Genomic DNA, 12,575 nt, shown 5'->3' with positions numbered 1-12,575 from the left:
ATGCGGACGTGGCTCAGCGGTAGAGCATCGCCTTGCCAAGGCGAGGGTCGCGGGTTCGATTCCCGTCGTCCGCTCCATTATGCGCCCTTAGCTCAGCTGGATAGAGCGTTTGACTACGAATCAAAAGGTCAGGAGTTCGAATCTCTTAGGGCGCGCCATTATTAATTTCATATTTTCATCATCTTATTTCGGGACGTAGCTCAGCTTGGTAGAGCACCTGGTTTGGGACCAGGGGGTCGCATGTTCAAATCGTGTCGTCCCGACCATTATAAGGTGCGGGTGTAGTTCAATGGTAGAACTCCAGCCTTCCAAGCTGGTAGCGTGGGTTCGATTCCCATCACCCGCTCCATAATTACAGCATCAACATCATCAAATGGATGATGTTTTTTGTTATAGATTTGCTTTTTTTATACTCTTGCAGTTTATTGCTTCACCGTGTTAGGGTGTATAGTTCTATACTGACTATGATATTACATAGAAGGTCGGTAAGTGACAGTGTTGTTTTAACTATGATGCATAATTATGAGGCGGCTACTTGTTCACACTTCTTTTGATGCTGTAATATCAAGCGACGGTATAGTTTAAAAAACGTCGTAATATACGATAAATCGTATAAAAAAACGTGTTTATGTTCGATAATTCGTAAATTTCCTTAATTTCCTTACAAATAAAGTGAAGATTTTCAGGGGAGTTTATTGTATTATGTTAGGAAGGCTTCTAGATAGACGGAATTAGGGATGGATGAAATGGGGGAGACAAATGACAGAATTAACGGAAACGGCGAGTAAGAGCAACTTGAATAATTTGCTTCGACGCGATATCCGTTTTTTGGGCAATATTCTAGGAGAGGTCCTTGTACACCAAGGCGGCAATGAACTCTTGGATATTGTCGAGAAGATTCGTGAAGCCAGTAAATCGCTCCGGTCCGTGTTTTTACCGGAACTGCATGAAGAGTTCAAAGACATGATTAATTCTCTTGAACCCGAGATTCGTCACCAAGTAATCCGTGCATTTGCTATTTATTTTCAGCTGGTTAACATTGCTGAGCAAAATCACCGGATTCGTCGCAAACGTGACTACGAACGTTCCGCTGGTGAGACAGTACAGCTTAACACAATCGAAGCTGCTGTAAAGGAACTGAAGGATAACGGGTTTGATTACAGAGAAGCTGAAGAAATTATTCAGGGTATGTCACTTGAACTCGTCATGACAGCTCATCCTACTGAGGCCATGAGACGCGCTATTCTGGATATTCACAAACGGATTGCCGATGATGTAATGCAGCTCGACAACCCAACGCTAACGTTCCGTGAACGGGAACAATTGAGAGAGAAGCTTCTTAATGAAGTAATTACTCTATGGCAAACTGATGAGCTTCGTGACCGCAAACCTACCGTTCTTGATGAAGTACGGAATGGGATGTATTATTTTCACGAAACGTTTTTTCATGTCTTGCCGGATGTATATCAAGAATTGGAACGATGTCTTGGTAAATACTATCCAGAGCATTTATGGCATGCGCCTACTTACCTCCGCTTTGGATCATGGATCGGTGGAGACCGTGACGGCAACCCATCTGTAACATCCGACATTACTTGGCAGACACTCAAAATGCAGCGTAAAATGGTTGTTCGCGAGTATCAGCGCACTTTGGCTGAATTGTTCAAATATTTGAGCTTCAGTACATCTATTGTTGATGTGACTGATGAGCTGTTAGCCTCTATCCAAAAGGATCGTCTTCAAGTGACATTGAACAAGACACCAAAGTGGAACAACGAGAAAGAGCCTTATCGCGTAAAACTGACTTATATGACAGAAAAGCTGAATAATCTTCTAGATGAGAATAAGAAAGACACACTGGAGCGTTATACTGATGTTAAAGAACTGATCGATGATTTGAAGATCATTGACCGCAGCCTTCGTCATCATTATGCCGACTATGTAGCTGATTCTTACATTAAAAGAATGATTCGTCAGGTTGAACTGTTTGGATTCCATACAGCTACACTCGACATTCGTCAGCATAGCCAGGAGCACGAAAATGCAATGACTGAAATTTTGGCGAATATGAATATCGTAAGTAATTATGCCGAACTTTCTGAGGCTGATAAAATTAAACTGTTGGAGCAGTTGCTGAACGATCCGCGTCCATTAACTTCTCCGTATCAGGAATACAGTGCCAGCACAACAGAATGTCTCAATGTCTACCGTACTGTATTTAATGCTCAAAAAGAATTTGGAGCAAAATGTATTACTAGTTATTTGATTAGTATGGCAGAAGCTGCAAGTGATGTTCTTGAAGTAATGGTGTTTGCAAAAGAGGTAGGTTTGCTTCATAAAGAAGCAGATGGAACAGTAACATGTACCCTTCAAGCAGTGCCGCTCTTTGAAACCGTAGATGATCTGCATGCTGCGCCAGGCATTATGAGACAATTGTTCAGTATGCCAATCTACCGTCAATCTGTAGCTGCTATGAATGACCTGCAGGAAATTATGCTTGGTTATTCCGATAGTAACAAGGATGGCGGCGTAGTTACAGCTAACTGGGAACTTCGTGTAGCATTGAAACAAATTACTGCCGCTGCGAATGAGTTTGGCGTTAAATTAAAATTTTTCCATGGACGCGGTGGAGCGCTCGGTCGTGGCGGTATGCCTCTTAACCGTAGTATTCGAGTGCAGCCTGCTGAAACGATCGGCGGGGGCATTAAAATTACCGAACAAGGTGAGGTTATTTCCTCTCGTTATTCTTTAAGAGGTATTGCATACCGCAGTCTTGAGCAGGCTACATCGGCACTCATCAGTGCTTCGATTGAAGCTAGATTGATTAAAAATCATGACATTAGCCCTCAAGAAAAGAACTGGGAAGAAATTTGCGCAGGAATCTCAGAGACATCACTGAACAAATATCAGGATTTGGTATTCCGTGAGCCGGATTTCCTGAAATATTTCCGCGAGTCTACACCTCTTGTGGAAGTCGGCGAACTGAATATCGGCTCCCGGCCATCTAAACGTAAAAATAGCGATCGCTTCGAAGATTTACGTGCGATTCCATGGGTGTTCGCATGGACGCAAAGCCGGTATTTATTCCCGGCATGGTATGCGGCAGGTACGGGTCTTCAGACCTTCTATCAGAACAAAGAAGAGAATATGAAGATCATGCAGGATATGTACCAGAACTTCACATTCTTCCGTTCACTGATTGATACTTTACAATTTGCTATTATTAAAGCCGATCTGGTCATCGCAAAAGAATATGCTAAGATGTGTGGAGATGATGAGGTTAGAGGTCGTATATTCAAGCAAATTGAACATGAGTTCAATTTGACTAAAGAATTGGTTCTTCAAATTGTTGGTGTTACAGAAATTCTTGATAATACACCATCGCTGCAAGAATCAATTCGTCAGCGTAATCCTTATATCGATCCACTCAGCTACTTGCAAGTACAGCTTCTTACTGAACTACGGGCTGCACGTGAAGCGGGAAGAGATGATACGATTCTATTACGTGAAGTACTGCTTACTATTAACGGCATTGCAGCAGGACTTCGGAATACGGGCTGATACGCTACGTGATGGATAGTCGCTTTATTTGAAAACAAGCCGAATTTTCTCAGATAAGAGATGAATTCGGCTTGTTTTGTTTATAAAGAGGCCTATTCTATTGCAATTTGATGGGACATGAATTAACATTTGAATGAAGCGCTAGCAGTCGGAGATGTCCGGAATAAGCAGTTGAAACAGAAGGCTGGACAGGGTATGTGGAGCATAATCCATAGCCGTTCATAGATCTGGGGGAAAATATGGTGGTGAACCATTTTGATACGAGGCTTGTAAAATTGGCACGTAAGGGTGACCAAGGTGCATTTGCAGAGCTCGTTGATCTATATAAGGATAAAATATTTCATTTGGCATATCGGATGCTGAGTAATCGGCATGAAGCAGAGGATATTGTTCAAGAAACTTTTTTGCGCGTCTATAAAAACTGGAATCGTTATGACGAGAAACAGAAATTTTCTACATGGATATATCGTATTGCAACAAATCTGTGCATTGATCGTCTTCGGAAACGTAAGCCCAATTATTATTTGGATGCCGAAATGAACGATCAGGATGGTTTGGATGGCTACTCGCTGATACCAGGTGATGAACGAACTCCTGAAAGTGAATATTTATTATCAGAGACTCAGCAGATGATCCATCAGGCGATTGAAGGATTGCCCGCGAAATATAAATCTGTAATTATTTTAAGATATTTGCAGGAGATGTCGTTACAAGAAATTGGTGAAATTTTGGATATGCCAGTAACGACGGTAAAGACCCGTGTGCACCGGGGACGGGAGTTTCTACGTAAAAAATTGGAGCCAAAAATGTCCTGATTTTTTGTGAAACGCTTTGAAGTTTATAACGTAATGTATGATAGAACGACTATTTTATTTGTTCAGGTCAGGTTAATTCATAGATCGGTTAGAACAGAATGAACTGGAAAGGATTGGCTAATATGGATTGCAAACAAGCCAGCTCATTAATGCATGAGTATTTTGATGATGATTTGACACATGAGCAAGTCGTAGAGCTAAAGCATCATCTTCAAGGATGCTCCGTTTGCAGCGCCAGATTTCAAGAGTTGGAGCAGACCGAAATGGTGTTGTTCTCGACGATTCGACACAAAGCGTTATCTGCACCAGATGAGCTTGTTGATGCGATCATGAGTAAGATTCCAAATCAGCGCAGACAACAAGCATGGGTAGGCTGGATCAAGAAACACCCTGCATTGACAGCAGCCGCGGTGTTTTTATTTGTAATGGTGTTTAGCTCTTTATCTTTATGGAAGAGTGATGAACAACTCGTTGTAAAAGTGGCTGATCTTGATCAGGTCATTATTAATGGTGATACGGTGACAGTTCCTGAAGGGTCAACCATTGCAGGTAACCTGACTGTAGAGAATGGCAAAGCTGAAATTTATGGCGATGTACAGGGCAATCTGACAGTGATCGACGGATCATATTATCAGGCCTCGACAGCTCATATCTCGGGAGAGATTAAGAGCATTGATCAGGCTCTGGATTGGATTTGGTACAGGATCACTAATACTTTTACGGAAGTCGCCTATAGGTAACTGGAAAGCATAAGATGTATGACTCGGCGCCTCCCTTACGGGAAATAGGCGTCTTTTCTTTTTTTTGAACCCAATTTCATCCTGTATTGTGCCAAACTTGCATCTGTCTGTGGAACGTTATAACCTAGAGGTTAGGGGAATTATAAATAGACAGGCACTGTAGAGAAGTATATAAACCTATTCCGTACAACTTAGCAGGTTATCGGGATACGTAGCGGGGGTCGCAACATGAACTATTTTGCTAATTTAACCTGGCAGGATGTCATCAAAGATGTTATCGATATTCTTATTGTTACCTATATCATTTACCATCTGATTCTGCTTGTCCGTGGAACGCGTGCAATCCAGTTACTGAAGGGGATTTTAGTCCTCGTCGTTATTTGGGCTGTAAGCACATGGTTTGACCTATATACGCTGAAATGGCTCATGAATCAGATGTTCACCTTCGGAGTGCTGGCCATATTTATTATTTTCCAGCCAGAATTAAGACGTGCGCTCGAACAGCTTGGACGCGGTAAGCTCTTTGGCAGGAATACAGCGGATGAGGAAGAATTCGGTAAAGAGGTTGGCGAAATCATTAAGGCGCTTAATTATTTATCACGTAGAAAAATCGGTGCGTTAATTGTGTTTGAACGGGATACTGGTCTTAATGAATATAAAGAATCTGGTATTCCGATTCAGTCGGTGATCACTTCACAATTGCTAATTAATATTTTTATTCCTAATACACCGCTTCATGATGGGGCTGTTATTGTTCAGGGACATCGTATCTCATCAGCGGCATGTTATTTACCTTTGTCGGAGAATCCTTTTATTAGTAAGGAGCTTGGAACACGTCACCGGGCAGCGATTGGAATTAGTGAAGTTGGGGATGCTTTGTCGATTGTAGTCTCTGAGGAGACAGGTCAAATATCACTGGCCATGGATGGACAAGTTGTTCGTGATATTAACGAAGAATCATTAATTTCGAAACTATATGAAGAATTAGGTCCTAATTCAAAAGAAAAAGAGAAACGTGTTCCTTTCTGGAAAAAGAAGGGGGACGATAAAAATGGATAAATGGCTGACCCACAACAATTTTGCCAAGTTAATTGCACTGATCTTTAGCGTGATTCTATGGGCAATGGTTCACATTGATAGCGGAACGCCTGTTGCCTCCACAACGACAATTGAAAAAACAAAAGTGATTGATAACGTTCAGATCCAGGTCACTGGTTTTGATAGTGATAAATACGTACTTTATGAGCTGGAGCCGGATAAGGTTCGTTTGGAAGTAAAGGGTAAAAGAACGAATATTACGACGAATTTCTCAGATTATAAAGTAAAACTGGACTTGAGCAATGTTGGGCCTGGAACGATTACGCTACCTTTGACCTATGAGGGTCCTTCAGGCGTTCAGTTAATCTCGATGGAACCTTCGATCATCAAGGTAACTATTGAAGCTAAAGCGACAAAAGAGGTGCCTGTAACGATTATGACGACGGGTACGCCGAAAAATGGACTTGAGTTAGGAACTCCCGTTATTGCAGGGAAGTCTGCGGTTCAGGTAACTTTGCCGGAGAGTGAACTTGATGATCTGCAGAAGGTACAAGGTACTATGGATGTCAATGGACTAAGTGATAGTGTCAAAGGAAAGGCAGTTAAGCTGACTGCTTATGATAAGCAAGGCAACAAAATGGAAAATGCTGAAATTTCACCAAATACAGTCGATGTAGATATTCCGTTGAATAAGATGTATAAGAATGTTCCGATTGAAATACGTCATACTGGGCAGCTGCCGGAAGGTTACGTCCTCACAGTTCTAAGTACAGAAGTGGAAGGTGTAGCGGTCTATGGTTCGAAAGAAGCTTTGGAGGGTATAAATTCCTATCCGATAACTATTGATTTGAGCCGATTTAATGGGGCTACTGAGACTAAATTCTCGGTGGACTTGACTCCGCCTGAAGGTTTTGAGAAAATCGAGCCGAGCTCTGTTCAGGTTTCTGCTCAGATTGTACATGGCGGAAAGAAGCTGATAGATGGCATACCTGTTACATTCACGGAACAAGGCCAAGACTTTACAGCGGAGTTCATTCAGCCTGCCGATGGTACAGTATCACTAACGGTATTAGGTGCTGATGATATTATTGGCAAAATAAAGCCAGAGGATATCAAGGTCACAGCAAGTCTTGCTCAGTTGGCTGCAGGAAAGCACACTATCCCTGTGACTGTAACATTGCCTGATAATGTTAAGCTGGCAGAGCCAGATCAATCGAAAGAGATTGTGGTTGAGCTGACGGAGAAAGCAAATCCAGCGACTACTTTACCGGAGGTAGAGCCAGAACCCACTACAGAGGATGAGCCTGCTCCTGCTAATGGAGAGCATGGAAATGCTGCAACAAATGCAAATAACACCGGGGGATGAAAATCTTGAAGTCTGTTTCGTCCGTAGAGAATAGTCAGGGCAAGGCTTCGCAAATTGTTGAAGGAGTGAAATCATGGGGAAGTATTTTGGTACAGATGGAGTAAGAGGAGTAGCTAATAAAGAATTAACTGCAGAATTAGCATATCAGATTGGAAGATGTGGAGGATATGTGCTTGCAGGACAGGTTCCGAAGCCAAAGGTAGTAATCGGTATGGATACTCGAATTTCGGGACTTATGCTGGAATCTGCACTGGTAGCAGGCATGTTATCGATCGGTGCTGACGTTATTCGTCTAGGTGTTGTCTCTACACCTGCGGTTGCTTATTTAACACGTGTACTTAAGGCTGATGCGGGAGTTATGATTTCAGCTTCTCATAATCCGGTAGAGGATAATGGTATTAAATTTTTTGGTAACGACGGTTTCAAGCTGTCTGATGAGACGGAGCTGCAGATTGAAGAATTGATGGATAAAGAAGTAGATGAACTTCCACGTCCAATCGGTGGCGGTTTAGGTTCGGTAACTGTGGATACAGAATCCAAACTGAAATATTTGGAGCATTTGAAAACTACGATAAGCCATTCTTTTGAAGGATTAAAGGTCGTACTTGATTGTGCTAATGGTGCTGCTTATGAGCTTGCTCCGAAGTTGTTCAAAGAGCTAGGCGCAGAGGTTCATACGATTGCTGCAGAACCTAATGGATTAAATATTAACGATCATTGCGGGTCCACACATCCAGAAAAGCTTAAAGAAGAGGTCGTACGTCTCGGGGCACACTTGGGGTTAGCATTCGACGGTGACGCAGATCGCCTGATCGCGATTGACGAAAAAGGTGAAGAGGTCGATGGCGACTATATCCTGTGTATTTGTGGCGATGCTATGAATCGTGCAGGTAAGCTTAAAGATAGCACGATCGTATCAACAGTAATGAGTAACTTCGGTTTCTATAAAGCAACAAAGAAGCTATCTCTTAACACACAACAGACCGCTGTAGGCGACCGTTATGTGATGGCAGAAATGATTCGTGGGGGCTATAACCTTGGCGGTGAACAGTCGGGTCACGTTATTTTCCTTGAGTACAACACGACAGGAGACGGTATTCTAACAGCTATTCAGCTCGTAGATACACTTATAGCATCTGGTCAATCGCTTAGCGAGCTCAAAAAGGTAATGAAGCAATATCCACAGGTGCTTGTGAATGTCCGTGTACAGGATAAGAGCAAATATGTTGGCAACGTAGCGATTGAACAGGCTATTGCGAAGGTGGAGGACAAGTTAAGCGATAATGGGCGGGTATTAGTGCGTCCTTCCGGCACAGAATCCTTGATCCGTGTAATGGCAGAAGGACCGGAGAAGCAGGAGCTTGAAGAGCTTGTTGGACAGATTGTTGCAGTTGTTGAAAAAGAACTGGTATAGGTTCACCTGAAATAGTATTTATTTTAAATTTATAGGACTATAAAATAAGCCGCTGGAACGAGTCATTTTATGTTTCAGCGGCTTTTATTGAGGGTAATTGCAATGAGGGGACGGTGATGTGATCATTTTAGGCGAGCAATGATTGCAAAAAGTCTCTGGGATGCATATAATAAGCATATTCAATATGAGAAAGTGAGGGTAGTGAGGTTACGTGCAACATTAAGCGCCAGAGCTTCATTTCGCGCGTAGAAGTCATTCATCCCATTAAAGTTTAATGACGTATCAATGGGTGATGGCTGACGGCAAATGCAAGCTGACGAGGTGGAGGTGTTCGAATTGTTCGGCGGGGGCCTCCCGGTGAAGCATCACATCGTAACCATAAGGGCAAAAGGAATGGGCGACCGTTCCCACAAACCTTTTGGACTGATGCCACAAATCATGAGTGTTAGCAGGTAAGTATGCGGAGAAACGCGGTAAGAGAGACGTGTGGACATTCATGAAAATGGAAGAAGTAAGAATGTAACTTTCTCATTTTTTCAGACAATTGAATAGTCTGTCCTTTCTCCTATTGCGGTATATCTTCCGTGTATTTTTGCTTGCGCAAAAATTTGAAGTTGACGAACGGAGGATATATAAATTATGTGTGGTATTGTTGGATATATTGGGGAAAGAGATACACAGGCGGTATTGATCGAAGGACTTAAAAAACTGGAGTACCGTGGTTATGATTCTGCCGGGATCGCTGTTTTTACAGATGCGGGTCTCAAAATTTCGAAATCGATCGGTCGATTGGCCAATCTTGAATCTAAACTAGAAGGAGCTCCACTTGTTGGTTCTGCCGGAATCGGTCATACACGCTGGGCAACTCACGGTAAACCGTCTGATGTTAATTCTCACCCACATACGGACCACAGCCAGAAATTCTCGGTCGTGCATAACGGGATCGTTGAGAATTATCTGGATTTGAAAGAGGAATTGATCAGCCAAGGATATGAATTTGTGTCGGAGACTGATACAGAAGTAATCTCTCACTTGGTAGCTCGTGAATATCAAGGAGATATCGTTAAGGCTGTTCAGAAAGCAATTACTTACATGCGCGGTGCTTTTGCGCTAGGAGTATTGACTGAATACGAACCTAACAAGCTCGTTGCAGTACGTCAAGCAAGTCCGCTTATTATCGGTATTGGCGAAGGAGAGAACTTTATCGGTTCTGATATTCCAGCTATCCTGAATTATACTCGTAAAGTGTATATCCTGAACGACGGTGAAATGGCAGTATTGACAAAAGATTCTGTCGAACTGATGACTATTGAGGGGAATTTTATTTCTCGGGAAATGACGAATGTCGAATGGGATGCTGTAACTGCTGAAAAAGGCGGTTTTGATCACTTTATGCTCAAGGAAATTTATGAGCAGCCAAAAGCATACCGCGACACGATGCGTGGACGGATTGATGAAAGTGGAAGTAAAGTTATTTTCCCTGAACTGAATCTGACAGAAGAGAAGATTCGTTCCATCAACAACATTCACATCGTTGCGTGCGGTACGGCTTATCATGCAGGTCTTGTTGGCGGTACAGCGATTGAACGTCTTGTTCGTATCCCTGTAGCATTCGATGTTGCTTCCGAATATCGTTACCGTTCACCATTGATTACTCCAGAAACATTGGTTATCGTAGTCAGCCAATCCGGTGAAACAGCTGATACACTGGCAGCGCTTCGTGAAGCTCATGCGAACGGTGCACACGTGCTTGCTATTACAAACGTAGTAGGCAGCTCGATCGCCCGTGACGCTGATGATGTTATCGCGACTCTGGCGGGTCCAGAAATCGCCGTAGCTTCGACAAAAGCATACACTTCACAGCTTATCGCGTTCTACCTTTTCGGTCTGTATTTGGCTGAAGTTCGTGGAACACAAACGGCTGAAGAAATCAGCCATATTATTGCAGCTATGCAATCTCTTCCTGAGCAAGTGGAAGCTATGCTTGAAAATACAGATGCAATCAAAGCATACGCAAAGCATATTTCCAACCATAACAACCTGTTCTTTATCGGACGTGGCGTTGACTACGCAGTCGCTCTTGAAGGTTCGCTCAAGCTTAAAGAGATCTCGTATATTCATTCCGAGGCTTATGCAGCAGGCGAATTGAAGCATGGCACGCTCGCTCTGATTGAGGACGGCATTCCAGTCATCGCTCTTGCAACCCAAGAAGCATTGCTTGAGAAAACAGTAAGCAACATCAAGGAAGTAAAAGCTCGTGGCGCAGAAGTAATGGCGCTTAGCCACGAAGAGCATGTATCAAGCCTGCTCAAATCCGTTGATCAAGCTTTTGCAATTCCTAAAACATTACCATTGCTTACACCGGCTCTGTCAGTAGTACCATTGCAATTGCTTGCTTACTACGCATCCCTGGCTCGTGGTAATGATGTGGATAAACCGCGTAACTTGGCGAAGAGTGTTACGGTGGAGTAGGAAATTGTCTGGTGATAAAAAAGTGTGGAACCAGTAAAGAAACTATGGAACCAGTAAAAAATGTGTAAAACCGACATGTAAGATGATTAATGCATCTAGAGGGGAGCCCGAGGCAATAATTCGGGCTCCCCTCTTTATTTGTTGAAGTCAAATTAATGATAATATTCTCGGGAAAGAGTTTACCCACTGGATAAGTTCAGTGGATTTTTTGCGTTTACTCTCCTCAGCAATCATATGGGAAATGTACAATAAAAATTCGGGTTTATCGTCTACAATTTGCATTTAAAGCATCTTTGAAACGGTCATGCAACTCCTGATCTCTGTGGGAGGAAGCAGCCTATACAAGGAGCTCTTGGAATCGCAGGGTCATGACGTAAACACCGCAACCACTTCTGCTTTTGCCCAGCAGAGGAATAAAATCCTTCCGTCTGCTGTGGAATTCTTGTTTCACGAATTTACGCAATCATATACGGATATCAAGGGCTACCGAGGGTATCGATTACTTGCCATTGACGGTTCGGATTTGCATATGGCAACGGACCGGGTGGACCCAGACACCTATTTTCAAAATCAATCGAACACGAAAGGCTACAACCTTTTGCATTTGAACGCAGCCTATGACTTATGCAACAGACTTTACGTGGATGCCATTGTTCAGCCACGAAGGTTGTGCAACGAGGGAAAGGCGCTGGCTGCTATGGTTGGCCGTTCCCCTATCAAAGGCAAACCATTGTTACTGCCGATAGGTGTTATGAAAGTTACAACAATTTCGCGCATATGGAACGCAAAGGGTGGAGCTATGTCATACGGGTTAAGGATTTAGATTGTAATGGTATTCTTTCGGGCTTGCGTCTGCCCTCTGACGGAGAGTTTGATCGGGCCGTTCATCTGACACTCACAAAAAAACAAACCAAAGAGGTCAAAGCTCATCCCGAGATTTACAAGTTCGTCCCTTCCACGTCTACCTTTGATTTTTTAAATTTACAGGAGAACTTGTTTTACTCGATTTCCTTTCAGGTTGTTCGTTTCGTTCTGCCTAATGGCGCTTATGAAACCGTCATTACGAATCTTTCTGCCGCTAATTTTCACGCAAAGAGACATCAGTCGTTAGCTTCGTCTACAGAGTAGCATAATTCGTTTCCCATGAACATTTTTTTAAGCGGATAGTC

The 12,575-nt window shown here is 42.9% G+C and carries 9 protein-coding genes and 4 tRNA genes; all 13 read left to right on the top strand.

The features are described from left to right. Nucleotides 1-2 precede the first annotated feature (2 nt). The 13 genes from BLS49_RS06210 (at nt 3) to BLS49_RS06155 (ending at nt 12,229) form a co-directional block, all read left to right on the top strand. Nucleotides 3-77: transfer RNA gene (locus BLS49_RS06210), tRNA-Gly, on the top strand. 4 nt (nt 78-81) lie between these two features. After that, nucleotides 82-158, top strand: a tRNA-Arg gene (locus BLS49_RS06205). A 31-nt stretch (nt 159-189) separates the two neighbouring features. Next, nucleotides 190-266: transfer RNA gene (locus BLS49_RS06200), tRNA-Pro, on the top strand. Between the two features lie 9 nt (nt 267-275). Further along, nucleotides 276-349: transfer RNA gene (locus BLS49_RS06195), tRNA-Gly, on the top strand. Between the two features lie 410 nt (nt 350-759). Continuing rightward, entirely contained in the window at nt 760-3,561 is a 2,802-nt protein-coding gene (ppc, locus tag BLS49_RS06190; RefSeq protein ID WP_091227602.1) for a phosphoenolpyruvate carboxylase, read from the top strand. Between the two features lie 239 nt (nt 3,562-3,800). Beyond that, nucleotides 3,801-4,376: an RNA polymerase sigma factor SigW gene (sigW, locus tag BLS49_RS06185; protein WP_175471330.1), complete on the top strand. Its 576-nt coding sequence runs from the start codon at nt 3,801-3,803 to the stop codon at nt 4,374-4,376. A gap of 122 nt (nt 4,377-4,498) precedes the next feature. Next, complete coding sequence (locus tag BLS49_RS06180; RefSeq protein ID WP_091227600.1) at nt 4,499-5,116, top strand: zf-HC2 domain-containing protein; 618 nt, start codon at nt 4,499-4,501, stop codon at nt 5,114-5,116. A gap of 228 nt (nt 5,117-5,344) precedes the next feature. Further along, nucleotides 5,345-6,175 carry a diadenylate cyclase CdaA gene (gene cdaA / locus BLS49_RS06175; protein ID WP_091227598.1) on the top strand — a complete coding sequence of 277 codons (831 nt, stop codon included), beginning with the start codon at nt 5,345-5,347 and terminating at the stop codon, nt 6,173-6,175. Continuing rightward, nucleotides 6,168-7,520, top strand: coding sequence for a CdaR family protein (locus BLS49_RS06170; protein ID WP_091227597.1), 1,353 nt, complete (start codon nt 6,168-6,170; stop codon nt 7,518-7,520). Before cdaA ends, BLS49_RS06170 begins: the two co-directional genes overlap by 8 nt. A 73-nt stretch (nt 7,521-7,593) precedes the next feature. After that, on the top strand, nt 7,594-8,934 hold the full coding sequence (glmM, locus tag BLS49_RS06165; protein WP_091227595.1) for a phosphoglucosamine mutase: 1,341 nt from the start codon (nt 7,594-7,596) through the stop codon (nt 8,932-8,934). Nucleotides 8,935-9,240: 306 nt separating this feature from the next. Then, complete coding sequence (locus BLS49_RS24740) at nt 9,241-9,390, top strand: hypothetical protein (protein ID WP_175471329.1); 150 nt, start codon at nt 9,241-9,243, stop codon at nt 9,388-9,390. A gap of 183 nt (nt 9,391-9,573) precedes the next feature. Continuing rightward, nucleotides 9,574-11,406 (top strand): glutamine--fructose-6-phosphate transaminase (isomerizing), encoded by a 1,833-nt coding sequence (gene glmS, locus BLS49_RS06160; protein ID WP_091227593.1) that lies wholly within the window; start codon nt 9,574-9,576, stop codon nt 11,404-11,406. Between the two features lie 352 nt (nt 11,407-11,758). Then, on the top strand, nt 11,759-12,229 hold the full coding sequence (locus BLS49_RS06155) for a hypothetical protein (protein ID WP_091227592.1): 471 nt from the start codon (nt 11,759-11,761) through the stop codon (nt 12,227-12,229). Nucleotides 12,230-12,575: the final 346 nt, after the last annotated feature.

This window comes from Fontibacillus panacisegetis, assembly GCF_900102215.1.
GTDB classification, from domain to species: domain Bacteria; phylum Bacillota; class Bacilli; order Paenibacillales; family Paenibacillaceae; genus Fontibacillus; species Fontibacillus panacisegetis.
Note: the sequence above shows the minus strand (reverse complement) of the source record. Positions and strands in the feature narration are given on the sequence as shown.

Excerpts from the sequence above, each read along its gene's own strand:
- glmM (WP_091227595.1), top strand. The coding sequence starts at position 7,594 with ATGGGGAAGTATTTTGGTACAGATGGAGTAAGAGGAGTAGCTAATAAA.
- glmS (WP_091227593.1), top strand. The coding sequence starts at position 9,574 with ATGTGTGGTATTGTTGGATATATTGGGGAAAGAGATACACAGGCGGTA.
- BLS49_RS06170 (WP_091227597.1), top strand. The coding sequence starts at position 6,168 with ATGGATAAATGGCTGACCCACAACAATTTTGCCAAGTTAATTGCACTG.
- BLS49_RS24740 (WP_175471329.1), top strand. The coding sequence starts at position 9,241 with ATGCAAGCTGACGAGGTGGAGGTGTTCGAATTGTTCGGCGGGGGCCTC.
- ppc (WP_091227602.1), top strand. The coding sequence starts at position 760 with ATGACAGAATTAACGGAAACGGCGAGTAAGAGCAACTTGAATAATTTG.
- sigW (WP_175471330.1), top strand. The coding sequence starts at position 3,801 with ATGGTGGTGAACCATTTTGATACGAGGCTTGTAAAATTGGCACGTAAG.
- cdaA (WP_091227598.1), top strand. The coding sequence starts at position 5,345 with ATGAACTATTTTGCTAATTTAACCTGGCAGGATGTCATCAAAGATGTT.
- BLS49_RS06180 (WP_091227600.1), top strand. The coding sequence starts at position 4,499 with ATGGATTGCAAACAAGCCAGCTCATTAATGCATGAGTATTTTGATGAT.